The following is a 25,790-nucleotide window of genomic DNA, read 5'->3' on the forward strand; positions in this document are numbered from 1 at the left end:
CTCATCGCCTTGGGTTACGCTCGGAGCGTGACCGCAAGGCTCGAAGGAACCCACCGGCTTCGGTACACCATCGCAGCAGAAGCGCAGCACGCAGTTGACGTCCCAGAGCTGGGGCATCAGTTGTCCCAGCAGGTCAAGCTCTTCCTGCCACACGACGGCTACATGCTGGCCGGCCTCGACCCCCTCGGCGACGCCACGTGCTTCTTCACGGCGGAAGGCGGCTACAGCATCGGCTTCAACAACCGGCTGGAGGAGGCGGACTCGCTCGGCGACGAGCCCCACCCCTTCGCACAGCTCCTCCGCGGACCGGCCCGGGTCGGGGTGCTCAACACCTCATCGACCGCTCACCGCGACAGTCTGCGACTGCGCGGCATGGTGGCCGAGGACTTCGGCAGCGAGATGAGAATCGCCCTGGCCGCCTCCGGATACGCGCTGGGCGCCCTCGTACTGTTACGCCGACGGGACACCAAGCCGTTCTCGAGTGCCGACACGGCACGGGCCGAAGGACTCTCCGCACCGCTCGCCGAGGCCGTACGCCGATTCATGGCGCGCCAAGCGCTGCGGCCCTCACGGCTGACCTTGCCGACCGGAGTCGTCGTCATCGGCCCCGACGACACCATTCGGTCTGTGACACCCACAGTATGGGACTGGCTCCGCCTGCTGTCCGCGGTGGCTCCCGTCGCTGTGGGAAAGCTGGAGCGCACCGAAAACCTCAGGTACGTCACCCGGAACATCTCCCTTCTGGCCCGACGGGCCCGACGCCCCGTAACAAGCCGGATCGCCACGCGAGACGGCTGGGTCAGCGTCCAGGGACAGCCCCTTGGCGGCGAAGAATCCGGCACTGTCGTCGTTACGTATCAACAGGCCACGGCAGCGACGCTGCTGCCGTCCCTCTCCGCCTGGTGCGGCATCACCTCCCGGGAACAGACCGTCCTCGGTCTGCTCCTGCAAGGCATGCCGACCAAACGCCTCGCCAGAAAACTCGATCTGTCCCCACACACCGTCAACGACCACCTCAAAGCCATCTACCGCAAGGTGGGAGCGAGCGGACGCGACGAACTCGTCGCCAGCTTCTAGCGATGGTTTGTTGGAACCGGCCATAGAGATCAAGAGGTCGGCCGGCGGCGACGGCGTCGAGCAGGGCCTGGAGTCCGCCCTCCTGGTCGGGGGCGGACTCCTTGATGTCGTGAGCCGGCTTCAGCGCCTTCTCCCGCTCGGGACGGGTCTTGATCCGGGTGAAGTTCTCCTCAGAGAAGATCCGTTTCCAGACCGGTTCGAGGACAACGAACTGGGCAGTCGAGCACCTGGCGTAGCCCAATCCGGATCGGCTTCGCGACCGGCGCAGCGGGCGCTGCCTCGACCGGCGGACCTGGCTTCCATGCCCAGTCGGGGCCGCGGTCTTCGGGGATGCGGACGCCAAGTTCTTCGCGAAGCGCAGGGACGAGGATGTAGCGCGGGGAGTGGTACTTCGTCGTGATCTTCCCGCCGCAGGTGCAAGGACTGGCGTCGGTAGGAATATTGGTACCGCCGCTGACGCCGAGAACGATCATGGCGCGATCGGTGCGAGCGTCCTGACGCGGTTCTCGTACTCGCGACGGGCCTTGCGCTGGGCCGGAACAGCCGGGACACCCTGGCCGCCGTCGAGGAGCCGGCGGTGCACGGCGGTGACGCGCAGGGGGTAGCCCCTGACCGCGCCGTACGGTCGGACCCTGGTCAAGCGCCGTCCGCTCGGCGGGTTCCAGGTCGGCTGTGCGGAGGAAGTCGGCGGCCTTGCCCGGCATGTCTAGGGTGACCGGCAGCTCCGGGGGGCCTGCTCGATGGTGGTGTGGTCGGGCAGGAGGTCGGAGGCAGCCGTGCGGATGGCGCCGCGGCTGACGCCGTGGTCGCGGGTGAGGACGGCGATGGAGCAGCCGGCCAGGTACGCGGTGGGAACTATGTCGGTCTTCGCGGCCGTCAGGGCGGGGCGGCGTCCGCCCTGGCCGCCCTTGGCCTCGGCGGCGCGCAGTCCGTCGCAGGTCAGCTCGCATTGGAGGCCGGGTGGAGTTCGCCGACGGCGAGGGTCTGCGTCATGAACTGCACGGTGGATAGCAGCTCGCTCGCCGGTGCGTGGGTGGCGAGCGGTGAGGTCCATCGCGGAGGACGCGCCGTCGTGGATGCGCAGGGTGAGGCGGTCGCGATGGAGGACGTCGAGGATGTGCCCGGTGCCGTGTACGAGGCGGAACATTTCGGATATGTGCACGGTGTCCCCCGGCCGCGCGTACATCAGCAGCTCGCGGAACTTCGGGCGCTGGAGGGGGGAGGCGGCTTGAGGGGCTCGGGTCCTCCTCAAGGGCGACCGGGCCCTCGATCCCGGCCTCGTGAAGGGCGAGGTTCTGCCGGGTGGTGGACTGCTGGTCGGTCGAGAGCCTCTTGTGGACCAGGTTCGCCACTGAAGGGCCCGTTCCGTACGGAGGATCGGTCCCTATCTGTCGTCAAACCCTGTCAGTAATCACATCGGATTGATTGGACCTGCGCCGCCGTCAGGCCCCGGAGAGTCCGAATTCATTGGACGCCCGCCTGTCGTCATTCGTTTGACGACAGGCGGGCGTCCCTCCTCGGGCTCTTCGGTGTCCTACGCCGAGAACGAGTCCACGGTGCCTGGCAGGTGCGTTCCGTAACCGGGCTGCACCTCCTGCGAGGACCGTGGCAGTACGGATCGTTGTAGATCTTCATGGGTTTGTCGGTGAGGTTCGACAGCTCATGGGCACCCGGGGGCAGCGCCTGGCGGCCTGCCGGGTTCTGGTAGACCTTCAGCGGGTGAAACTCATGGGAGAAGACGGGTTGAAGCACCGGGAATGCTCGCACTTCTGGTCGCCGACGCCCACGGCATCCAGGCGCTGGCCGGATCGACCGCCTTCCGCTTCGTTCCCGCACCTGGAGGGCGGGCGAGTTGCCGGCGTCTGCCCTGCCGTGAGGCGCGAAGCCGCTTCAGCCTCGGGCCCGCGTCACCCTCGCGTCATCGTGCCGGGTACGAAGGTTGTGGCCGGAGCGGACGGTGAAGTGGCGGGCGACGGCGAGGAGGACGTTCAGGTCGTCTTGAGGAGTGCGCGTTTCAATGTGTATGTCGGCGTAGTCGGCCCGATCCTGCGGGACGGCGTCGTGGGTCTGGGCCTGGAGGGCGGCGCGGATCTGGTCGGCGGTGACGGCGGCGTGCAGGTCGCGGCCGGTGCGTCCGGCGGCGGTGTGGTGGCGTTCGGCTGGTGAATAGTCGGCAACGAGCAACGGGGCCAGGCAGGGGGTTCCCGCCCCCACCCGTCGGGAACGGCGGCAGCCGGGGCCCGGGGCCGCCGTCCGGCGGGGGACCGGCCCGTCACAGCGGCCCGCCGGCAGGGCCCGGCACTGGCCATGACACCCGGGGCGGGTCCGCACCGGGCGGTCCGATGCGTGGTATCCCTTCTCTTATGGCGCGCGCTCAACCCGTTGTGTGGGCGGTCCGGGCCGGTCATCGCCGTTCCCGTACGCCGGGGGAATCATGGGACCGCAGTACGACAAGCTTGTCGAGAATTACACCGAGGTGGACGACGTCATCCGCTTTTACCGGGAAAACGTCGAATTTCCTTCCCTGCTCCGGGCGTTGGGCTCGGTGGCCGGCCGGAGCATCCTGGACGTGGGCTGCGGTGATGGCGTCTACACCCGAATGGTGCAGCAGGCCGGCGCCTCTCGCGTGGTGGGGGTGGACGTCTCTGCCGCGATGCTGGAGATGGCCCGTTCCCTGGGGGAGCAAGGCGTCGAATACCAGGTGCACGATGTCGCCGAGCTGCCGGTACTAGGCCCCTTCAATGTGATCCTCGCCGCCAACGTCCTGCACTACGCGCCCGACAGGAGCGTCCTGGCGAGCATGTGCCGGCGCTTGCTCGCCAATCTCGCTCCGGGCGGGCGGCTGCTCGCGTTCGTGGGCAACCCGGACTGCGACAAAGGCGCGGCCGCGGCAAACGGATTCGACATCACTCTTCCCCCCGACCCGCAAGAGGGGGACCCGATGACGGTGGCGGTTCCGACCACGCCGCCCACCGTGGTGCAGGTACATTACTGGCCGCAGGAGACCGTCGAGCGGGTGCTGAGAGCGTCCGGATTCGCCGAGGTCACCTGGGAACCGCTCATCGCCACACCGGTCGGGCGGGAACTGGAGCACGTCCGGCGCTGCGTCGATGTGCCCGTCCATCTGCTGCTCAACGCCCGCAGGTGAGACGGGGAGTCTGTCGGCGTGCGGCCTGAATGTTGTGTCCCGGGCCGCGGCCGGTTCCTCTCCCTGCGGCCGGTGTGTGGCACATGGGGCCGCATCCCTTTCGGCGCTTCGTCCGGCGAACTGGTTCCTTCAGGTGAAAGAAGGCCGTCCCGCCGCCCTGGGACGGCCCTTCCGCCGTCCCGTTTGATAGGCCGAACTCGGAGCACCGCGAGGCGCACGGCCCCCGTGCATCGAGCCTGTCGTCGCCGGGACGCACTTGGCGCCGCCAACCCACCACGCTCCGCTCACCGCCGACGGGAACAGGAGCCAGCCGTGAGGGACCGTCTGCTTCTCCTGCTCCCAGCACGCGCGAAGCCCCGCTCGGCCCGCCCGGGCAACCGCCGCGGAACGGGAGGGGACGTCCGATGAGCACGCGTCCAGCGGAGCCGCAGGCCGCGCTCCGCGCCGCCCTGAAGGGTTGGCGCCGTGCTATCGGGGACGAGCACGTCCACACCGGGCGCCCGCTCCTCGAAAGCCTTGGGACCGCCACCTTCCCCACGCGTCAGCGGGTCACCGCGGCGATTTTCCCCGCCGACCGGGAGCAGGTGCGCGCGTGCCTGGCCGTCGCCGCCCGGCACCGGGTGCCGCTGTATCCGGTGAGCACCGGGAAGAACTGGGGGTACGGCTCGGCGACACCGCCCGGGGACGGCTGCGTGCTGATGCCGCTGTCCAGGATGGACCGCATCCTCGACTACGACGAGGAGCTCGCCTACGTCACGGTCGAACCAGGGGTGACGCAGCGTCAGCTGCACGCCTTCCTCACCGCGAAAGGCGGCCGCAGACTGGCCAGTTTCACCGGCAGCACACCCGACTCCAGCCTCGTCGGCAACGTGCTGGAACGCGGGTTGGGGAACGGACCGCACGGCGACCGCTGCGCGCACGTCTGCGCCCTGGAGGTGGTGCTCTCAACCGGCGAGACGCTGCGCACCGGCTTCTCGCGCTACCCGGAAGCCATGACCGGTCCGCTGCACCGATGGGGCTCCGGGCCCTGGCTGGACGGGCTCTTCGCCCAGTCGAACCTCGGGGTGGTGACCCGGATGACGCTCTGGCTGGCCCCAGCCCCTGGACACTTCGACACATTCCGCTTCGCCTTCGGCGACGACGGCTCCGCGCTGGAGGCGGTGCTGGGCGCGGTGCGCCGGCTGCGCCTGGCCGGGGTGCTCGACGCCGGATTCGTCATCGCCAACGACGTGCGGGCGATCTCCACCCGGCAGCGCTACCCGTGGCAGGAAGCGGACGGTCGCACCCCGCTGCCCCCGGAGGTGCGCCGGCTGCTCCGGCACCGCTGGGGCGTGGCCGCCTGGAACGGCGACGGAACGCTGCACGCCGTCGACTCCCGGCACGGAGCCGAACTGCGGCGTCTGGTCACCGACGCTTTTGGGCCGCATGTGGAGCGGCTCTCCTTCGAGGGGGACAGCGACCTCGACGAGGCGGATGGTTCACTGGCGCCCGCGTACTGCGCGCCCTCCGAGTCCTACCTGGCCATGGCCTACTGGCGGTTGCGGGACACCGGGCCCGGCCCGCCGCCTCGCCCGCGACCCGCCGCCGACCTGGACCGGGACGGCTGCGGACTGATCTGGGCCTGCCCAGTGGTACCGCTGACCGGACGGCACGTCGCCACGGCCGTCAGCGCGCTGGAACGCATCAGCCGGGACTACGGATTCGAGGCGAACATCGGCCTGAACTCGGTCTCCGAACGCGTGGTGATCGCCACCACCGCCCTCGTCTACGACCGCTCGGTACCCGGCGAGGACGCCCGGGCCGAGCAGTGCGAGGAGGCGCTGCACCACGCCCTGGGCAAACTCGGCTATCCGCCCTACCGAATGACCACCCGCTCGATGGGAATGTCGCCCGCCGCCGACGACGACCTGCCCTCCGTACTGGGCCGCCTGAAGAACGCCATGGACCCGGCCGGAGTCATTGCGCCGGGGCGCTACGAGTTCCGCGGCGTACCACGCCCGGCGCCGGGGAGGCCCGGCTCCATCTGAACGCCTCTCCCCATCCCCCACCCGGAGACGCCCGTGTCCACGCAACGCCCCACACTGCCGCTCTCACCGGCCCAGGAGATCGTCTGGTTCCACGAACAGCTCTTCCCGGCGGGCCACGTCTACCACTTCACCGCCGTCCTCGACCTCCAGGGGACGCTGGACGTCCCAGCGCTGCGGACGGCGCTGGAACAGCTCCTGCGCCGCCACCGCGGGCTGCGGCTGGCGCTGTCGGCAGCAGACGGTTCCACCGGGCGCCAGGAAGCACACGACGACTGCCGGCCGCGCTACCGCTTCGCCGACCTCAGCGACGCCCCCTCCGAAGAGTTCGACCGGATCGTGCGGGAACAGGCGACCACCCCCTTCGACCTGCACGAGGCGCCGCTGGTCCGCTGGACGCTGGTGCGCCTGGGGCCGACCAGTCACCGGCTCGTCCACACCGAGCACCATCTGGTCCATGACGGGCGGTCCTTCGCCATCCTCATGCGCGACCTGTTCGCGCTCTACGGGGAACTGGCCCACGGCCGACCGGCGGACCTCCCGCCCACGTCCGACTACCTGGAATTCGCCGAGCTGGCCGACAGCCAGGAGGCACGGGAGGCACGCCGGGCCGGCGTGGAGCACTGGGCGCACAAGCTCCGCGACGTGCCCACCGAACTGTCCCTGCCCGGCCTGGCCAGGGGGGAGCGCCACCCCGACCTGCACGGCGCGCAGGCCCGCCACCCGATCGACGCGGCGACCGCCACCCGGCTGCGCCAGGTCAGCCAGGAGCAGGGACAGACCCCGTTCCTCACGCTGCTGGGACTCTTCGGGGAGTTGCTCCGCCGCCACACAAGCGCCGGCGAACTCGTCGTGGGCACCGCCGTGGACGCCCGGCCGCCCGGCTTCCAGGAGGCCGTCGGCATGTTCGTGAACACGCTGCCCATCCGACTGGGCGCAGACCCGCACCGGCCGACCGTGGAAGTGATCGATGACATCACGGAGTACGTGGTACGCGGCCTGGCACACGCCGGCGCGCCCATCCAGGAGGTCACCCGGGAGCTGGGCCGCTACTCCGCCGACCTGCGCAACCCCCTCTTCCACGCCATGTTCAGCGCGCACGACGCGCCGCTCCCGGAACTGGCGGTGCCGGGCCTGGAGGTGGCATTGCTCGAAGGGTTCAACCCCGGAGTCTCCCGGTTCGACCTCGATGTCGTGCTGATGCCGGACGACCGGCGGCGCATCGGCCCGCGCGACGGCGTCGCGGGCATGACGCTGGTATGGGACTACGATGACGCCCTCTTCGACCGCTCGACGGTGGACACCCTGCACGAGCGGCTGCTGGCACTGCTCCACGACTACCTGGAACGTCCCGGCACGCCTCTCAGCCAACTGGCGGCGCACCGCGCCGAGCCGGCGTCCCCGGCTCCCGACGGCGCCGAACGCGCCGACCGGACCGAGCCGACTCCCACCGACCCGGTGCGGCCCACGGCCGCCGCACACCCCCGAGAGCCCGCGCTGATCAGCGGCGTACGGACACTCGACCACAGCGAACTGGACGCCCTGGTGGACCGGCTGGCCCGCCGGCTCACGGAGCACGGCGTGCGACCGGGGCACCTGGTGGCCTGCCTGCTGCCCCGCGGGACCGACTGGGTGCTCACGCTCCTCGCCTGCCTGCGACTCGGCGCGGTCGTCTGCCCACTGTCCCCTGTCGACCCGGTGGACCGCACGGCGTCCGCGCTGCGCACCCTGCGGCCGGCGGTCACGATCGCCGGGCCCGGCACCGAGCCGCCCGAGGACCTGCCCGTCGCCGTCATCGAGGACGGCGACGTACCCGGGCTGCCCGAGATCCCGGCGGACGCCCGCGTCCTGCCGAACGCGGCATACGTCATTCACACCTCGGGGTCGACCGGCCGCCCCAAGCCCGTCGTGGTCGGCCGCGAGGCGCTCGCCCGGTACACGGCGGGGGCGGCGAAGACCTTCGAGCTGACGGCGGAGGACCGGTCCCTGGCCTTCGCCCAGCCGTGGTTCGATGTGTCGCTCGAAGAGATCCTGCCGCCTCTGCACGCGGGCGGCGCTGTCGTACTGCCGCGCAAACAGATCCCCACGGCGCCGGAGCTGGTGGGCCTGGCCGCCGCGCACGGTGTCACCGTCGCCAACCTCCCCACCAGTTACTTCCTCGTCATCCACCGGGAATTGGCGCAGGCGTTCCGACAGCGGCGCTGGTCGCCGCGCCTGCTGGTCCTGGGCGGTGAACGGCTCCGCGCCGAGCCGGTCTCCGAAGTCGCCGAGGCGCTCGACGGCACCGTCCTCAACGCCTACGGCGTGACCGAGGCGACGGTCACCTCCACCGTGCACCGGGCGGGGACGCCGGACGCCCGGCATCCGCGCGGCGAAGTGCCGCTGGGCCGACCGCTGCCCGGCGTCGGTGTGCACATCGTGGACGACTCGCTACAGCCGCTGGACTGGGGCATGGTCGGACAGATCGCCGTCAGCGGCACGGGGCTCGCCGACGGCTACCTCGACGAGCCCGAGCAGCAGGCGGACCGGTTCACGCGGGTGCGCACCGCGGACGGGGGGACGGTACCCGCCTACCTCACCGGCGATCTGGGCTACCTGGACGCCGACGGCGAACTCGGCTTCCTGGGCCGCCGGGACAACCAGATCAAGCTCCGCGGGCATCGCATCGAGCTGGAGGAGGTGGAAGCGCACGCGCGCGCCGTGCTCGGCGGCGTGCCCTGCGCCGTGGCGCACGACACCGAGGGCCCGTACGCACCACGGCTGGTGGGGTTCGCGGCGGACGTCGGCGATGCGCTGGGCGGCCTGTCCCAGGAGCTGGCCCAGCGGCTGCCCGCCCAACTGGTGCCGGCGCTGTGGGTGGCCGTGGACGAACTGCCCACCCTGCCCGGGGGCAAGCCGGACCGGGCCGAGCTGACCCGGTGGGCACGGGAGGCCACCCATGCCCCCGTAGCCCCGGCAGGCGCCGAGGACGCCCGGGACGACGGCAGCCACCCCGTGCTCGCTCTGCTGAAGGAGGGCTGGCAGCTCGTCCTGGGGCACGGCGACTTCGACGAGTCGTCCCACTTCTTCCGCGTCGGCGGGCACTCGCTGCTCGTCATCCACCTGGTGGGCTGGCTGGAGTCGCGGCTCGACGCCCGCCCCCCGATGCACCTGGTGCTCCAGCACCCGGTCCTCCGCGACCTGGCCGACGAGCTGGCCCGCTGGCTGGACGCCCGGCCCGCCGCCGCACCGCAGACGCCCTGAACCACAGGTGGGAACCGCATATGGACACCGGCATCACCGCGCACTTCGAGTCGGCGCACCGCCCGCAGCTCGCAGCGTTCCACGCCTTCGTCGAGGACGAACTCGTCCCGCTGTGGCAGGAGCTGGGGGAGCCGACCGCCGAGCATCTCACCCCGGAGATCAAGGGACACGTGCGGCGGCGGTCGGCCGAACTCGGCTTCTACGCCCCCGAGTACCCGAGCCGGCTGGGCGGCGGCGATCTGCCGATGACCGTAGCGGCGCTGCTGCGCCACGCCGCCGGCCGCTCCGGCTGCCCGCTGGCGCACGCGGCCATGGCCGGCTCCGAAGGACCGACCTGGCTGCTGACGCACGGCACCCCGCAGCAGCAACAGCGGTACCTTGCTCCGCTGATCCGGGCGCAGGCCATGCGCAGCACGGCCATCACCGAACCCGGAACCGGATCGGACATGTTCCGCCTCGCCACCCGGGCGCGGCGCGTCGACGGGGGGTGGGTCCTCAACGGGCACAAGATCTTTCTCGGCAATCTCGACCGCGTGGATCACATGCTGGTCTTCGCCCGCGGCGAGGAGGCCGGCGCGGATCACAGCATGGTCTTCATCGTGGAGGCGGACACCGCGGGGCTGCATGTGCGGCAGAGCTTCCAGGGCATGTCCGGCGAGCCGCTCTTCGAGCTCCTGATGACGGAAGTGCGCCTGCCCCCCGACGCGGTGCTGGGCGGCCCCGAGCACGCGGACCTCGCCATGACGCAGGCGATGACCACCCAGGCGATCGCCCGTGTCATGGCGGCCGCGGAGTGCAACGGCCTCGCCGAACACGCCCTCGCGCTGGGGCTGGAGCACGCCCGGGCCAGGACGGCCTTCGGGCAGCCGATCGGCTCGTTCCAGCACGTCCAGGAACTCCTGGTCGAGGCTCAGGGAGAGGTGGAGCAGTCCAAACTGCTCACCCTGACCTGCGCCCTTCGCCACGACGAGAGAGGGGAGATCCCGCACGAGTACGCGTCGATGGCGAAGAACGCCGCTGCCCGGGCGCTCAACCGCACCGTCGACCGGTCCCTGCAGGTCCTCGGCGGCCGGGGGTGGATGAAGGGCCACCCGCTGGAGTACCTGTACCGCTACGCGCGGATGATGCCCATCGTCGGCGGCACCACCGAGATCCACAAGGTGATCATCGCGCACGCGATGGGGCTCGGCAGCGGCCCTGACCGCCCGCCGGTCCCCGACGGCCCGTGGGCCGCCCCCGGCCCCCGGCCCGACGGCACTCCCCCGCCCGCTGCCGACCTCCGACCTCCTAGGGAGAGCTCGTGAACGCGCGCCCCGAACCCGCCCCGGCGGACCCCTGCTCCGCTTCGCCCAGTACGGCCTGCGGCCCCCCGCTCCCGCCACCCCCGGCACGCGGCGAGACCCCCTACGCCTGGTACCGCTCCTGGGTGGCCGCGGCCCCGGACACACCGGCCGTCGACTGGGGGGACGCAGCGTGGACCTACCGCCAGCTCGACCACGTTAGCGCCGAGTTGGCTGAGTCCATGGGTGACCGGGTGGGTCCGGGGGACCTGGTGGGGGCGTGCATCGACCGTTCACCCGCGCTGGTGACGCTGGCCGTGGCCACCGCCCGGCTCGGAGCCGTATATCTGCCGCTGGGCGCCGCACCGCCGCCGGCCCGCGTCGCGGCGCTCACCGAACGGTTGCGGTTCGCCGCGCTGGTGACGCCGCACGGCGCGGCTCCCCCGCTGCCCGGGGGCACCCCCCGCCAGGCCCCGCTGCCCCCGCCCGCCTTCCCCGAACTGACGGTGCGTCTCTTCCCCGACGACGAGGCGGCGCGACGGACCAGGGCCGCCTGCGCCGGGGCCTGCTACGCGGTGCTCACCTCCGGCTCCACGGGCCGGCCGAACACCGTGGGCGTCGGCCACGCCTCCCTGGGCGCCCTCCTGCGCTGGGCGGGAGCCGAGTACGCCATCGGCCCGGCATCGCGGATCGGGCTGTTCGTCCAGCCCGGCTTCGACCCGCACCTGTTGGAGTTGTGGTCCGCGCTGTCCCACGGCGCGACGCTCTGCGTGCCCCCGCAGGACGCGGCGCCCACCTCCGTATCGGAGCTGTTCGCCTGGTGGCGCGCCACCGCCCTCACCCACACGATCGTGCCCACGCCCCTGGCGGAACTGGCCTTCGCCGAGCCCTGGCCGCAGGACCTGGCCCTGCGCCACCTGTTCGTCGGCGGGGACCGGCTCTCCGCTTGGCCGCCGCCGGACACCACCGCGCAGGTCCACAACCACTACGGGCCCGCGGAGGGGACCATCCTGTCCGTCAGCCACCCCCTGCCACGGCGGAGGGGCCGGGCCGACGCGCAGGCTCCGCCGATCGGCAGCCCGATCGGCGGCGTGACCGTCGCCGTGGTCGGCCCCGACGGCCACCCGGTACCCCGCGGACAGGCAGGACAGCTGGTCCTGGGCGGCAGTGGCCTCTCCCTCGGGTACCTGGGACAGGCCGGGCTCACCGCGGAACGGTTCACCGCGCCGCCGCCGGGTATGGACGGCGACGCGCCGGGGCGGACCGGCCGGGCGTACCGCACCGGGGACCGGGCGCGCATGCGCGACGACGGGATCCTGGAGTTCCTGGGGCGCGAGGACGACCAAGTGAAGGTCAGCGGAGTGCGGGTCGAACCGGCCGAGGTGGAAGCCGCTCTGGAAGCGGCGGCGGGCGTGCGGCGGGCGGTGGTGGTCGCGCCCGCCGGCGCGCACGGGCAACGGCTCGTCGCCTTCGTCTGCCCCGAGCCGGGCGCCACACCGCCGGACGAGCCCGAGCTACTCCGGCTCTGCCGCGACCGGGTGCCCGAACAAGCGGTTCCGGCACGGGTGCGCGTCATCGACGCCCTACCCCGTACGTCCAACGGAAAGGCCGACCGGGCGGCGCTCTCCCGCGAGGCCGCAGAAGATATGCCGACGGTGCGCCCCGACTCGCCCGGCCCTGAGGACACCCTGCGGTTCCTGGAACACACCTGCGCCCGTCTTCTGCGCGTCCCGGAGGTCCGGCCCACGGACAACTTCCTCGCCCTGGGCGGCAACTCCCTCACCGCGATACAACTCGTGTCCGCCGTCGAATCGGCCTACCACCTGCACCTGCGGGTCACCCACGTACTACGGCAGCCCGACCTGCTGTCACTGGCCCGGCATATTGAGCGGGAGAGCGGACCGGCGGGTTGACCGGGCGGGAGTTCCTCCAGCCCTTCGCCGGCGATCCTGAACGTGCACGAACCACCCCGTCGTGCACCGTAGGACGCCGCCGGGACGCCTTGAGTGCGGGCCATATGCAGTTACCGGACGACCTCGCGGATGCCGTGTCCCTGGTCGAGGAGGGCGTGGACGACCCTGTGGCGTTCGCAGAGACGGGCCTCGACGGGCGGTATCTACTTCATCGTGTCCTGCTCGGTGGAGAGTGCGTGCACGATGCCTCCTGACGGAAGTCTCACCTGATCCCCGAACTCGTGGATAAGAGCCACTGATGAGTAGCTGATCGTCAGCCAGGCGACGTGCCCACGTGGGCAGTTTTTGGCGCTCCGCGACGGAGACCAGGTTCACGCGGACCTGGGCGCGAGAGGCATGGCGCACTCGGTCCAGCATTTCCTGCGGTCCGCCAAGGCCGGAGGGGCCTGCGGGAGCAGACCGGCGGCAACGCGCCGTACCTGGCCGTCGGCCCCGCGCCCGGTGCGGGCGTGTGCCGCTGCCACATGCCCTCGGAAGTGGCGCGGAATCCCGCCTCGCACGCCCATCGGCCGCCTCGCCGTCTCATCAGCCGGTAGAGGGTCCGCTAGGCTCGGTGCGTGACAGCCGACCAAGCTCCCGGGACCCCGTACGCCATCGTCGCTGTCGCTTCCTCCGCCGGCGGCATCCAAGGGCTGACCGCGCTGCTGGGAGCGCTGAGCTCCGATCTCCCGGTGCCGGTCCTGGTGGTCCAGCATCTCGACCCGCGGCACCGGACGGTGATCGCCGACGTCCTCTCCCGCCGCACCGATCTCCCGGTCAAGCTCGCGGAAGCGGAGGAGCGCGCGCTGCCGGGCACCATCTACATCGCTCCTCCCGACCGCCACCTGCTCGTCGACTCCGACGGCGTCCTGACGCTGTCGAACACCGAGCTCGTCCACTTCGTGCGCCCCTCCGCCGACCTCCTCTTCGAATCGCTCGCCGGTGCGTACGGTCCGCAGGCGATCGCCTGCGTGCTCACCGGCACCGGCAGCGACGGTGCGATGGGGACGGAAGCCGTCAAGGCGCGCGGCGGCACCGTCATCGCCCAGGACCCGGTGACGGCGGATTTCCCGGGAATGCCGCAGGCGGCGATCGATACGGGATCGGTTGATTTCGTGCTGCCTCTTGAAGAAATCGCCGCAGTGGTCAGCGGACTTGTCGAAACCAAGAGGCAGTGATGGGCGAACATCAGAACGTGGACACCGATGAGGCGCTGGAGGAACTGCTCGCCTTCATCAGGGAGGCCCGCGGTTTCGACTTCACGGGTTACAAGCGCTCCACTCTGGGGCGGCGCGTACACAAGCGGATGAACGACGTGGGTATCCGCTCGTACACGGACTACCAGGATCTTCTCGAAACCAGCGCCGAGGAATTCGGCGCGCTCTTCAATACGATCCTGATCAACGTCACCTCGGTCTTCCGCGACCCGGAGGCCTGGACCTTCCTCCAGCGCGAAGTCGTTCCGGAACTGCTCACGGACACCCCGCCCGATCAGGAGATCAGGGTGTGGAGCGCGGGCTGTTCCAGCGGTGAGGAGGCATACTCACTGGCCGTGATGTTCGCGGAGTCGCTCGGCCTTGAGGAGTGCCTGCGCCGGGTCAAGATCTACGCCACGGACGTCGACGAGGAGGCGCTGCGCGACGCACGGTCGGGGCTGTACACGGCGAAGTCACTGGAGCCGCTCGCCCCGGAACTACGTGAGAAGTACTTCGAGCAGAATGGTGCGCAGTTCAGCTTCCGCCCCGATCTGCGGCGCCGGGTGATCTTCGGGCGTCACGACATCACCCGCGACGCCCCGATTTCCCGGCTCGATCTGCTGATCTGCCGCAACACGCTGATGTACTTCAACGTCGAGGCGCAGACGCAGATCGTCGACCGATTCCACTTCGCTCTGCGCGAGGGCGGTTTCCTTTTCCTCGGCAAGGCCGAGATGCTGCTGAACGACGCCGACCGGTTCGAGGTGGTCAGCATGCGGCAGCGCATCTTCAAGCGCCGCGCGGGCGACGCCGGGGTGCCGTACCACCCGGCCCCCCTGAAGATCAGGGCGGGCACCGGCCCCGAGCTGCACTCGGTCGCCCGTACGCGCCAACTGCGCGACCTGGTCCTCGACGCCGGCCCGACCCCGTCGATCGCCATCGACGGCGACGGGCTCGTCGTGGTGATCAACAGCCAGGCGAGGGTTCAGTTCGGTCTGACCGCCGGCGACATCGGCCGCCCCTTCCAGGATCTGGAGGTCTCGTACCGGCCGGTCGAACTCCGCTCCCTGATCGACCAGTCGACGCACGAGCGCCGTACGCTCCGCGTCAACCGGGTCGAGCGCCGGGTGGGCGAGGAGTTCCAGCACTTCGACATCACCATCCAGCCGCTCTCCGGGCCCAGCGGTCTGTACGTCGCCACCATGATCTCCTTCACCGACGTCACGGTGGCCACCCAGCTGAAGTCCGAGGTCAAGCGGGTTCGCGAGGACCTGGAGACGGCGTACGAGGAACTGCAGTCCACGAACGAGGAGTTGGAGACCACCAACGAAGAACTCCAGTCCAGCATCGAGGAACTGGAGACGACCAACGAGGAACTCCAGTCCACGAACGAGGAGTTGGAGACCACCAACGAAGAACTCCAGTCCGGGAACGAGGAACTGGAGACCATGAACGAGGAGATGCGCATCCGCACCGAGGAGCTGGACGAGGCCAGGGCCTTCCTGGAAGGCGTCCTGACCAGCATCGCGGCGGGTGTGGTGGTCCTGGACAGCAAACTGAAGGTCAAGAGCTGGAACCGGGGCGCCGTCAACCTGTGGGGGCTGCGCGCGGACGAGGTCCTCAACGAACAGTTCTTCACGCTGGACTTCGGACTGCCCACGGACGTGCTGCAGCCCATGGTTCAGCGCTGCCTGGAGTCCCGCAAGAGCTCGGGCCCGGTCGGTGTGGAGGCCCTGAGCCGCATCGGCCGGCCCATCACCTGCGACGTGTTCTGTTCCCCATTCGACGGGCACAACGGCGGCGTCGTCCTGATGATGGAGGAAAGCCGAAGCGACAGCCCCGGCTGAGCCGGGGACGTACCCTACAGATATGAACCCGCAGGGGCACGAAGAAGCCCAGGTCCTCGCAGCGAAGGCCAGGGACCGCGCGGCCCGGGCGACAGAGCGCGCGCAGCGGGCCGAAGCAGCCGCCGAGCGGCACGAACTCCTGGCGGCGAAGCCGGGAGGCGAGTTCCACGCGCAGATCGCGGCGACACACCGCAGATCCGCCGCGAGCCAGTACTCCTCGGCCCGCCTCCAGGGGGCATTCGCCGACAACACGGCGGCATGGGCCCGGGGGCGGGGCGCCCCGCCCCGCTTCATGGCCGGCGTCGCGGAGGCGTGCGGCACACGCGGCGCGGCCCTCACGCTCGTCGACTCCGGGCAGAACCAGCTCGCGGTCGCCGTGTCCGACGAGCAGTCCCGAGCGGCCCAGGAGCTGGAGTACGTACTCGGCGAGGGCCCGTCCAAGGACGCGGCTTCGGGGCGCCGCCCAGTCCACGCGTCGGGGCCGGCCATCGAGGCGCTCTGGCGCGGATACGGGCCGGCCCTCACGTCTCTGGGCATCGCCTCGGTAGCCGCCGTCCCGCTGGAGACGCAGGACGCCTGTATCGGAGCCTTGGCGGTGTTCGACCCGCCGGCGGGCCTCGTGGGGTCCCCCGGTCTCGCCGAGGTCGCCGCGGCCCTCACCGGCATCGTGCTCCTCGGCCCGGACGCGGACCCGGAACTCTACGGCGGGACCGACCACCGGGTGGCCGTGCAGCAGGCGGCGGGCGTGCTCTCCGTCCGTATCGGCTGCCCCGTCGGGGACGCGGTAGCGCTGATCAAGGCCCGGGCGTTCGCCGAGGAAGTCTCCACCGAGGTGATCGCGCGGCGCATCGTACGCGGAGACCTGAAACTCAACTGACGGAGAGGTGCCATGACGGCCGAGCAGCGGCTGGCAGACGTGTTCGTAGCTCTGGCCGGCAGCACGACGGACGGTCCGGTGGACCTCGCCGCGACCCTCTCGATCCTCGCGAAGCGCAGCCCGCCCCTGCTCGGCGCCCGTGCCGCGGCCGTGGTGTTCGCCGCCGGCGAGCGTGCCGCCGTGCACGTGGCGGGGTCCGATCCGCAGGTGTCCCGGCTGGAGCACGACGCGGTCGGCTGGCGCGAAGGCCCCGGCCACGACTGCCACCACGCCGACGTGCCCCCGGTGCAGACGATCCTCAACCGCCACCCGACCCGGCAGCGCTGGCCGCACTACACCCCGCGGGCCCTGGAACTGGGCCACACCCGTGTGGTGGCCCTGCCCCTGCGCGGATCGACGCGCACCAGCGGCGCGCTCGTCCTGCTGTCCGGCCCGCCGGGCGGCTTCTCCCCCGAGACGCTGGCGCTCGGCCAGTCGGTGGCGGACTTCACCGCCGTCACCCTGCAACGCGCGCACGAGGCGGACCGCAGCCGGACCCTCGCCACCCAGCTGGAACAGGCCCTGACCAGCCGCGTGATCATCGAACAGGCCAAGGGCGTGCTCGCGACGCGCCGGGCGGTCCCCATGGACGACGCCTTCGACATCCTGCGCAGGCACGCGCGCTCACACCACCGGCTGCTGAGCGACGTGGCGCGCGAAGTGGTGGAAGGACGCGCCGATCCCGCGCTCTGACCGGCCTGACAGACAGCCAGGCCCCATATCGTACGAGTCCGCATGGCGACTGGCGAGGGCCATCCGGCGCCCAGATGATCTGGTGTACCGCTCCACGGCCACTTCCCGGAGGAACGGGACAGCACGCCTCCCTGACCGCGGGGTGACCGTACAGCGGCCTTTGACAGCTCCATGGGCGCTGCCTGACGGCGGACCCACGCTCCGCCGCGGCCAAGATCGGACCATTCACGGTCCACCACCGCGCCCGATCACCCCAGAACCACCAGACTTGCAGGTCAACGCCCTTGCTGCGGCTGTACCACCAGCAGACGAGGGGCCCGCCGGCCCGCGTTCCCACTCGCCATGCCGCATGCCGCCGGAGCGGCACACGAGGGTATTGAGCGTCACTCGTGCATGCGGCGCAGCGCGTCCATGGCGCTGTCGACGACTTGGCGGTCGGTGAGGTGAGCATGGTCGTGGGCGGGGCGGCCCGCGTTGAAGCCGAGCAGGACGGGTTTGCCGAAAGCGCGGTGTCCGTTGAGCCACCAGGACCAGCGTCCGGGGTCGGCGGGGTCGAACCATCCGACGAGGTCGGCGTTCTTGTCCCAGAAGACGGACGGGAATTGGATCCAGAGCTTATCGAGGAGCCCGAATCCCAGGGCGTCGATGGCCTCACGCTTCTGGACGGGGAGCGCGGGTTCGAAGGTGATCTTCCGCGCTTTGAGGACGCCGAGAGGGACCGTGATGACGCACCGGTCCGCGCGCAGCGTCTCGCCGTCGGCGAGGGTGAGGGTCACGCCGCCGGGGTCTCGGGCGATGCGGGTGACGACGGCGCCGGTGCGTACGGGGATGGTGCCGCGGACGTGGGCGAGGAGCTTGTCGTAGCCGTCGGGCAGAAGGAGGTCGCAGCCCTGGCCCGCGACGCCTTCCTTCTCGGCGGAGAGGGCGAGGTGTTCGGGTTCGGCTGCGTACTCCTGGACCAGGACGGAGTTGACCGCGTACCGCAGTTCCGGTGGCATCGGGCGGGGCAGGAGGGCGGAGACGGCGGTGGTGTCGGGGTCTTCGATGTCCTCGGACTTCGCCATGTGGGTGTCGAGTTCGGCGATCGCGTCCTCGTCACGTCCGACGACGCTGTCGTAGTCGAAGGGGTAGGAGCGTCCGCGAGTCTCGCGCAAGAGCGTGGTGAGGGGGTTTCCCTCGCTTCCGTGGATCCAGGAGGCGCCCATCTCTGCCGGGATGCCGTCGAGACGCTCGGTCCAGGTCCGGCCGCCGACGCGGTCGCGGCCCTCCAGGACGGTGACGTGCACGCCCTCATCGGTCAGGTCGCGTGCACAGCCCAGGCCGGAGAACCCGGAGCCGATCACGATGACGTGTTCGCCCGGGCCGGCCGCCTTGATGATCTCGTCGGCTGCCCTCCGCCCGCTGAGCAGGGCTCCGGCCTGGGTGGCCGGCGCCTCGCTGGAGGTGGCCTCGCCGGCGAAGTGCAGGCGGCCGACCGGGGCGGCGAGTTTCTCGCGCACGGACACGCCCAGCGGGCTGGGGGCGAGGTAGGAGTAGGAGCCGAGCGCGAACGGATCGGTCGACCACGAGGTTCGCAGGAACGCGACAGGCTCGGGCACATCACTCACGTGGGGCATGGTCGGGCTCTTTTCTGAGGAGGTCGCGCCGGCGGCCACGGTCGGCCCGCTCGTGGCCGGGAACCAGCGTCTGCTCGTTCCGCTCATGTGCCGGCTCCTCGCCCGATGACCGCGGCCGGGCCGGGTGGTCGGTGAAGGGCGTGTCGGAGCCGGGCGGCCGGCTGGCGGTCAGGGGCGCGCGCCGTCGAGGAGGAGTCTGGCGAGGTAGTCGGGGGCCTGCTTGGCGCCCATGTAGCCCTCGTTGACCATTTGCCAGGCGCACTCGGCCAGGGAGCACATGGCAGAGCCGAGCCAGTTCGCGGGCATGTCCGTACGGAACAGGCCCTCGCCCTGGCCACGGACGGCGAAGGCGGTGAGCTCCTGCACGACGGCGTCCGCCGCGGCGCTCAGCTCCGGAACACCCAGGACGTCCGCCTCGACGTAGACGACGCTCCACAACTGGGCCAGCACGTCATAGTTGGTGACCAGCACACCGAGGGCATCCTCGACGGGAGCATCCTGCAGCCGGGCCTCTTCGAGCACCTCCTCGCAGTGGGCGAGAATCCTGCGGCCCATCGCGTCGATCAGGCCCTCCCGGGAGGAGAACAGCCGGGTCAGCGTCGCCCGGCTCACCCCCACCCGGGCGGCCAGCTCCTCCATCGACGCACCCCGGTCCTGGGCGATCGCCCGGATCGCCCGCTCCAGCACCGCGTCCACATCGGTACGCACCGGCACGGCAACACCTCCACATCTTCTGACGCAACAATGCCTCACCAGACGCGAGAATGCATCTTCGTGATGCAGGATGGACGCATGGCAAAGACAGTGAAGCGCGAGGCGCAGCGACCGGACATCACCCTGCCGAAGCTGCGTACGTACGAAGGGCGCGGGCTTCAGCCCGACGGGGACTACGACGGGCTCCGATTCGAGGATCTGGACCTGGGCGGGACCGATGGCGCGGGGGCGACGTTCCTGGACTGCGGGGTGTACCGCTGCGGGCTGGACGAGGCCGGCCTGGGGCGCGCGCGGCTGCTCGACTCGGTCCTGGAAGGCATATCGGGGGTCGGTACGCGGCTGGAGGGCGCCGAACTGCGGGACGTGGAGCTGCGGGACGCGCGGCTCGGCAGTACGCAATGGAACTGGCACCAGCGTTCGCGGCGCGGATCGGGGTGCGGGTCGAGGAGTGAGGGGCCTACGCGCCCACGTCCCCGTGGTGCTGCCCCTGGTCCCGCCCGGCTTCCTGCCGCTGCCCGGCCCGAAGCCAAGCATCCCGCCCCGCCCCGCCTCGTCCCGTCGTTGACGGTGCGTGGGCCCGGCGGACGCGCGCCGGACGGACACGACGGGACAAACGCCGACGCGGGCGACTGTGCCGCTGTCCGTGTCCAGAACGGCTGAGGCCCGGTCGTCAGGAGCCTTGGAGCTCGGCCTTGTCGAACACGATGTCGTAGAACTGCCGTGGCTCTGTTCCCTGCCCGTAATGCTCACGGCACCGCCGCGCCGCGGGCCGGAACGAATCGGCGTAGGCCGTCATCTCGTCCTTGCCCCACCCGGTCGGCCACAGGTCGCGCCCCGCGGCCAGGTCCTCGTCCCGGTCCACGGTGATGTCCTTGATGCTGACGTACTGACCGAACGCGACCTCGTCCCGGTAAGGGATCTTGGGAAATCCGTGCCATGACCAGATGTCGCCGTACAGCATCATCAACGACCCTGCCACCTGGTACGCGTACCTGCCGAGATCCGCCTCGGTGTGCACGGACCACTCGCACCGGGCCCAGCGCGACATCGAATGGGCGAGGTTCGACGCCGCGTCGACGACACGAGGGCCGATGCCCTCGGGCAGCGCGGCCGCCCACTCGCCGATTCGCAGACTCACTTCAGGCAGGTCGTACCGCCTGCTCAGCAGCGGAGCCTCGATCCGCCGGCGGTCCCGCTCCAGGAGGGAGTCTCCCACCGCGGCCAGAAGCCATGCCTTGTCCCCCGGCGAGAGTGCGGGGTCGTCCTCGATCTCGTCGATTCCCCGCAGGAGCAGGTATGTGGGGTGAAGGGTCTCGCCGAGGCTCCTTGAGACATGCCGCGAGATGCTGACCCAACGCTCGCTGAAGGGCTTTACGATCTCCAGCCACTCGTCCACCGAGGTCATGGGCCACGTCCTTGGCTCGCCCTGAGGGAACTACCCGCGCGATCGAGTCGATCCGCCTGCCTCGGTGGGAACCCTAGCCGCGATCGAGCCGCTCCGGCGGTCCCTTGGCAGGTCCCGCTGCCTCGTCCGGAGGCGTGCGCCGTGCACGCCGGGCGGCCGTCCACCGCCTTGCCGGGCAGGGGGAACAGGAGGACTTCGACACCTGCCCGACCGCCGCCGGCGCCGCCCACGAGACCCCTCGGGCCCGGCGCCGACGCACCGCGACCTCCAGCGAGGGCGCGACCGAACTGGACGAAGCCGAGCAGGCCGCCCTCGACTCAGGCGACGGGCACTGGGGCCCGTACCGCGTGTGCGGAACGAGTTCGCGGCCGACCAGGCCGAGCGCCACGGCTGCACGGGCCTCGAACTCCCCGGCCCCTCCATCCACCCACGCGGGCGCTGACGTGGGTCGAAGTACGCAGGAGCGGTGAGTACGTGCACTCTGCCCGGCCTGCCTGAGGGAGGCTTGGATTGACGTCATGCGCACAACAGCCCACCCGGAGCCCCCGCACTCGACAACCGCTCCCCCGCCCGGCCGACGTGGTCGGAGCGGCCCCCTCGTAGGGGTATTGGTCGCCGTCGTCCTCACCGGGCTCCTCGTGATGCTGGCCCGGGCCTGCGAATCCATGAGCGGTGGGCCGGTGCGCTCGACGGCCGCGTACGAGAAACACGTCGCCACGACCAAGGCCGCGGGCATGCGCGCCGTCAGCCAACTGCGGCCCGCTCCAAGCCTGGCCGGCGCCCTGCCCGGAGCCTCACTGGAGTCGACGGCCAACGACGAAGGCAGCACTTCCTGCGTGGACGACCTCGGGGCCGACAGCGATGGCACCACCCGCGACCAGCCCATCTATTACTGGCAGCTGGAGTTCGAAAGCCGCCGCGACTATCTGACGGCGCTCCGCCACCTTCGCGAGGAATGGTCGCAGCGCAAGCTCACGGTGGAGGAGAGCCCGGGCCCCGCGAAGGGCCGGCCCGGCCAGGGCCTGCCCACCATCAGCACCACCGACGAGCACGGCATCGGCCTGATGTTCGGACCGGATAGCTACAGCGGCGCCCCCATCGTGCGGGCCGAAGGCAACTGCATCCGCCACACCGACCACTGACGTGGGCCGCGGCCGCGGTGCCGGCGTGGGCCGGTACGACGGCGGTGACGGTACGGGGTTGCGAGCGGTAAGCGCGTGTTCTTGATCCCACACCAGCACGAGGCGATCGATACCCCCGCCGATCAGCAGACCTCGGGATCACGCAGCAGACCGTCCCGGAGCCGGACCGAATGGTCCCGGCTCCGTTCGGCGCTTCCACGGTGGGTGAAGACGGCGTCGGCGGTGCCCCGACCGCGGCTGGCGGACGGTCACGGTCGCATTCCCCCTGGCGCGGGGCGAGTTCGGCTGCCGTGGGTGAGCGGCGCCGCAGTAGAAGCAGCAGCCCGCCATAAATCCTGGATTTTTCGTTCTAAAGAGTCTTTCTTGGTGAGTGCTTTGCAGGGCGTACAGCAGAATGAACTGACATTCATTTTCATTTACGTTCTGGAGGAGCCGCCCGCATGTCCGCGACCGTCTACGACCCCACGACCGCCACCAGCCGCACCCGCCGGCGCCAGTTGCTCGCGGGGTGCCTGGGCAACGGCGTGGAGTGGTACGACTGGACGCTGTTCACCATCCTCGGCGTCTACTTCTCGCGCCAGGTCTTCCCGCACGCGGCGGACAACAGTTTCGTCCCGCTCCTCCAGACCTTCGCCGTCTTCGCGGTGGGCTACTTTTTCCGCCCGCTCGGCGGCCTGCTGCTCGGGGCGCTCGCGGACCGGCGCGGCCGGCGCGAGGCGATGGCCGTCACGCTCTCGCTCATGGGGCTCGGCTGCCTGATACTCGCGGCAGTGCCCACGTACAGCAGCGCCGGGCTGCTCAGCCCGGCCGTGCTGGTCGCCGCGCGGGTCGTACAGGGCATGGCCGCCGGCGGGGAGTCGTCCACCGCCATCGCGTACCTGACCGAGTCGGCCCCGAGAAGGCGACGCGGCTTCTACGCGGGCCTGATGCACTCCGGGGAAGGCATCGGCCTCCTGGCGGCCACCGGAGCCGCGGCACTCACCGCCCAGGTGCTGCCGCCGGCGGCGATGAGCGCGTACGGCTGGCGCATCCCCTTCGCCCTCGGCGCGGTCGCCGCGCTGGTCGGCGTGTGGATCCGGTTCCGGAGCCAGGAGACCAGCGACGTGGCGGAGGCCGTCCGGGCCGGGCGGGCCGAACGGCCGCGAGTCCTGGAGTTCCTGACGCGGCACCCCCGCCAGACCCTGGTCCTGGCCGGGGTGATCCTCGCGGGCACCGCCTCCCAGTACCTCTGGCTGACCTTCCTGCCCACCTACGCCCATCTGACCACCGGCATCAGCCGCTCGACCGCGTTGACGACCAGCACCATCGCACTCGTGTTCTTCATCGTCGTCCAGCCGCTGAGCGGCCTGGCCGCGGACCGGATCGGGCCTCGCCGGATGCTCGTCGCCTTCGGCATCGCGGCCACCGCGCTGACCGCGCCGCTGCTGTTCCTGCTGCGGCCGTCGGCGGGCGCACTCCTGGCCGTACAGTGCGGCGGGGCACTGCTGTGCTCACTGTGGTCCACGTCTTCGCTCGCGGTGATGTCCGACTTGCTGCCCATGCGCTGCCGCGTCACCGGCATAGGCGTCACCTACGGGGCCACCGCGGCTCTGGTCGGCGGCACCCTGCCTCTGGTCGGAACCGCTCTGAGCGGCCACGGCGACATGCCGCTCTTCGGCGGGTACGTCACCGCGCTCGCCCTGATCACCACCGCCGTCTGCGCCTTCGCCCTGCCCAAGGCGCTTCGCACCGCGCAAACCGGCGGGACCGACCCGTGCGACACGCCGCGCGCCCCGCTCCCCGCGGAGGCCGACCCCGCCCCCGTACGCCATGTCGTACCGGCGCTGGAAGAGAGCCCGTGACCCGCCGACCGCGCGACCGCGGCACCACCCATCCCGGAACGTCCACGCGCACCGCCCACGACCGTGATGAACCGGCGACGCCCCTTTGCTCCGCCGCATCGGCCCGGGCACGGTCACGGAAACTCCGAGGAGACGCGGACACGACGGAACTCTCACGCAAGCGGCGCGTCCTGATCCTGGTGATCTGCTGTACGAGCCTGCTTCTGGTCAGCCTGGACAGCACGATTCTGAACGTCGCCCTGCCGGTGATGCAGCGGGGCCTGGGCGCCTCCCTCTCCGGAATGCAGTGGGCCGTGGACTCCTACACCCTGGTCCTCGCATCCCTGCTGATGCCGGCCGGCTCGGCCGCCGACCGCGTCGGCCGCCGCAAGGTCTTCACCACGGGCCTGATCGTCTTCGCCCTCGGCTCGGCACTGTGCTCGGTGGCGCCCGACCTGGAGACGCTGATCCTGTTCCGGGTGGTGCAAGCCATCGGCGGCTCGATGCTCAACCCCGTCGCCATGTCGATCATCACCACCACCTTCACCGTCCCCCGGCAACGAGCTCGCGCGATCGGCGTCTGGGGCGGCGTCTTCGGCCTGGCCATGGCCGCCGGCCCCCTCATCGGCGGCCTGCTCGTGGACACGGTCGGCTGGCGGGCGGTCTTCCTCATCAACATTCCTGTCGGCGCCGTCGCCGTCTGGGCCACCCTGCGCTACGTCCCCGAGTCGCGCGCCCCCGCGCCACGCCGACCCGACCCCATCGGGCAGCTGCTGGTCGTCGGGCTGCTCAGCACGGTCACGTACGCCATCATCGAGGCGCCCGGCAAGGGCTGGACCTCGGCGGAGGTCCTGGTCTGCCTGGTGATCGCCACCGCCTCGTTGCTCGGCCTGCTGAGGTACGAATCGCGCCGTGACGAGCCGTTGCTGGATCTCCGGTTCTTCCGCAGCGCACCGTTCAGCGGCGCCGTCGCCATCGCCGTCACGGGCTTCGTGGTCCTCGGCGGATTCCTCTTCCTCAACACCCTCTACCTGCAGAACGTGCGTGGTCTCGACGCGCTGCACGCGGGCCTGTACCTGCTGCCGATGGCAGCGTTCATGCTGATCAGCGCGCCTGTATCCGGCCGCTTGGTCGCCTCCTACGGGCCTCGCCCCGCACTGGTCCTCTCCGGCGCCGCCATGGCCCTGGGCGGCGTGCTCTTCGCGGCCTGCGATGCCGAAGCATCCCGCCCTCTGCTCTTCCTGGGCTACTGCCTGCTCGGCATCGGCGCCGGCATGGTCAACGCGCCCATCACCAACACCGCCGTCTCCGGGATGCCCCTGTCCCAGGCCGGGGTCGCCTCCGCGGTGGCCACCACCAGCCGCCAGGTCGGCCAGGCTCTGGGCGTGGCCGTCATCGGCGCGGTCCTGGCCCACGGCACCCGGAACATCACCGGCGCCGCATACGCGGATGCATTCGCCGACGCCGCCCGGCCCGCCTGGTGGGTCATCACCGGCTGCGGTGCGGCCGTCCTGCTGGTCGGCGCGGCCACCAACGGCCGCTGGGCGCAGAAATCGGCGGAACGCACCGCTGCTCGTCTCCTCGCGGAGACCGGCGCACCGGACCCGCGAGTGCGTGTTTCCTGACCCGAACCCGAACCCGAACCCGGACCGGACCCGGACCCGAATGGGGAGCTCAATGGCTTGATGGGCGAACAGAACGGCCGTAGGGCCGTTCA

20 protein-coding genes and 1 pseudogene are annotated in these 25,790 nt (G+C 70.9%); 14 read left to right on the forward strand and 7 right to left on the reverse strand.

Translation table 11 applies throughout. The annotated features are described in order from the left end of the window. Positions 1-27 precede the first annotated feature (27 nt). Complete coding sequence (locus AB0I49_RS07075) at positions 28-1,077, forward strand: helix-turn-helix transcriptional regulator (RefSeq protein WP_363225793.1); 1,050 nt, start codon at positions 28-30, stop codon at positions 1,075-1,077. 170 nt (positions 1,078-1,247) lie between these two features. On the opposite strand, the gene AB0I49_RS07080 is transcribed toward AB0I49_RS07075, so the two are convergent. From AB0I49_RS07080 to AB0I49_RS07095, 4 genes are all read right to left on the reverse strand, one after another. Further along, positions 1,248-1,550 (reverse strand): hypothetical protein, encoded by a 303-nt coding sequence (locus AB0I49_RS07080; RefSeq protein ID WP_363225794.1) that lies wholly within the window; start codon positions 1,548-1,550, stop codon positions 1,248-1,250. Continuing rightward, positions 1,547-1,717, reverse strand: coding sequence for a hypothetical protein (locus AB0I49_RS07085; RefSeq protein WP_363225795.1), 171 nt, complete (start codon positions 1,715-1,717; stop codon positions 1,547-1,549). Before AB0I49_RS07085 ends, AB0I49_RS07080 begins: the two co-directional genes overlap by 4 nt. 66 nt (positions 1,718-1,783) lie before the next feature. Then, positions 1,784-2,329 (reverse strand): recombinase family protein, encoded by a 546-nt coding sequence (locus AB0I49_RS07090; RefSeq protein ID WP_363225796.1) that lies wholly within the window; start codon positions 2,327-2,329, stop codon positions 1,784-1,786. Between the two features lie 638 nt (positions 2,330-2,967). Further along, positions 2,968-3,408: a DUF6545 domain-containing protein gene (locus AB0I49_RS07095; protein WP_363225797.1), complete on the reverse strand. Its 441-nt coding sequence runs from the start codon at positions 3,406-3,408 to the stop codon at positions 2,968-2,970. 103 nt (positions 3,409-3,511) lie between these two features. Here AB0I49_RS07095 and AB0I49_RS07100 point away from each other — a divergent pair, with 103 nt between their 5' ends. The 9 genes from AB0I49_RS07100 to AB0I49_RS07140 all read left to right on the forward strand — a co-directional run bounded on the left by AB0I49_RS07100 (position 3,512) and on the right by AB0I49_RS07140 (position 17,376). Further along, positions 3,512-4,225: a methyltransferase domain-containing protein gene (locus AB0I49_RS07100; protein WP_363225798.1), complete on the forward strand. Its 714-nt coding sequence runs from the start codon at positions 3,512-3,514 to the stop codon at positions 4,223-4,225. A gap of 404 nt (positions 4,226-4,629) precedes the next feature. Beyond that, entirely contained in the window at positions 4,630-6,252 is a 1,623-nt protein-coding gene (locus tag AB0I49_RS07105; RefSeq protein ID WP_363225799.1) for an FAD-binding oxidoreductase, read from the forward strand. Positions 6,253-6,285: 33 nt separating this feature from the next. Continuing rightward, positions 6,286-9,492, forward strand: coding sequence for a condensation domain-containing protein (locus tag AB0I49_RS07110; RefSeq protein WP_363225800.1), 3,207 nt, complete (start codon positions 6,286-6,288; stop codon positions 9,490-9,492). Between the two features lie 20 nt (positions 9,493-9,512). After that, entirely contained in the window at positions 9,513-10,796 is a 1,284-nt protein-coding gene (locus AB0I49_RS07115; RefSeq protein ID WP_363225801.1) for an acyl-CoA dehydrogenase family protein, read from the forward strand. Beyond that, positions 10,793-12,685 carry a non-ribosomal peptide synthetase gene (locus AB0I49_RS07120; RefSeq protein WP_363225802.1) on the forward strand — a complete coding sequence of 631 codons (1,893 nt, stop codon included), beginning with the start codon at positions 10,793-10,795 and terminating at the stop codon, positions 12,683-12,685. Before AB0I49_RS07115 ends, AB0I49_RS07120 begins: the two co-directional genes overlap by 4 nt. Positions 12,686-13,302: 617 nt before the next feature. Next, entirely contained in the window at positions 13,303-13,902 is a 600-nt protein-coding gene (locus AB0I49_RS07125; RefSeq protein WP_363225803.1) for a chemotaxis protein CheB, read from the forward strand. Further along, positions 13,902-15,767 carry a CheR family methyltransferase gene (locus tag AB0I49_RS07130; RefSeq protein WP_363225804.1) on the forward strand — a complete coding sequence of 622 codons (1,866 nt, stop codon included), beginning with the start codon at positions 13,902-13,904 and terminating at the stop codon, positions 15,765-15,767. Before AB0I49_RS07125 ends, AB0I49_RS07130 begins: the two co-directional genes overlap by 1 nt. Before the next feature lie 22 nt (positions 15,768-15,789). Beyond that, positions 15,790-16,644: a GAF domain-containing protein gene (locus AB0I49_RS07135; protein WP_363225805.1), complete on the forward strand. Its 855-nt coding sequence runs from the start codon at positions 15,790-15,792 to the stop codon at positions 16,642-16,644. Positions 16,645-16,656: 12 nt separating this feature from the next. Next, positions 16,657-17,376, forward strand: a complete 720-nt coding sequence (locus AB0I49_RS07140) for a GAF and ANTAR domain-containing protein (protein WP_363225806.1) — start codon at positions 16,657-16,659, stop codon at positions 17,374-17,376. Between the two features lie 383 nt (positions 17,377-17,759). Here the strand turns inward: AB0I49_RS07140 and AB0I49_RS07145 are convergent, their stop codons facing one another. Then, positions 17,760-18,983, reverse strand: a complete 1,224-nt coding sequence (locus tag AB0I49_RS07145; RefSeq protein WP_363225807.1) for an FAD-dependent oxidoreductase — start codon at positions 18,981-18,983, stop codon at positions 17,760-17,762. 177 nt (positions 18,984-19,160) lie between these two features. Beyond that, the gene (locus AB0I49_RS07150; RefSeq protein ID WP_363225808.1) at positions 19,161-19,706 is read right to left on the reverse strand and encodes a TetR/AcrR family transcriptional regulator; all 546 of its coding nucleotides are present in this window, start codon (positions 19,704-19,706) and stop codon (positions 19,161-19,163) included. 78 nt (positions 19,707-19,784) lie between these two features. On the opposite strand from AB0I49_RS07150, the gene AB0I49_RS07155 reads away from it, so the two are divergent. Next, complete coding sequence (locus tag AB0I49_RS07155) at positions 19,785-20,366, forward strand: pentapeptide repeat-containing protein (protein ID WP_363225809.1); 582 nt, start codon at positions 19,785-19,787, stop codon at positions 20,364-20,366. 10 nt (positions 20,367-20,376) lie between these two features. Here the strand turns inward: AB0I49_RS07155 and AB0I49_RS07160 are convergent, their stop codons facing one another. Beyond that, positions 20,377-21,111: a squalene/phytoene synthase family protein gene (locus AB0I49_RS07160; protein ID WP_363225810.1), complete on the reverse strand. Its 735-nt coding sequence runs from the start codon at positions 21,109-21,111 to the stop codon at positions 20,377-20,379. 518 nt (positions 21,112-21,629) lie between these two features. Here AB0I49_RS07160 and AB0I49_RS07165 point away from each other — a divergent pair. The 3 genes and pseudogenes from AB0I49_RS07165 to AB0I49_RS07175 all read left to right on the forward strand — a co-directional run. Next, the gene (locus AB0I49_RS07165) at positions 21,630-22,253 is read left to right on the forward strand and encodes a hypothetical protein (protein ID WP_363225811.1); all 624 of its coding nucleotides are present in this window, start codon (positions 21,630-21,632) and stop codon (positions 22,251-22,253) included. Between the two features lie 440 nt (positions 22,254-22,693). Then, positions 22,694-24,094, forward strand: a complete 1,401-nt coding sequence (locus AB0I49_RS07170) for an MFS transporter (protein ID WP_363225812.1) — start codon at positions 22,694-22,696, stop codon at positions 24,092-24,094. A gap of 146 nt (positions 24,095-24,240) precedes the next feature. Beyond that, positions 24,241-25,698, forward strand: a pseudogene (locus AB0I49_RS07175) (MFS transporter); the annotation flags it as partial. Positions 25,699-25,790: the final 92 nt, after the last annotated feature.

This window comes from Streptomyces sp. NPDC050617 (assembly GCF_040654795.1).
Taxonomy (GTDB): Bacteria; Actinomycetota; Actinomycetes; order Streptomycetales; family Streptomycetaceae; genus Streptomyces.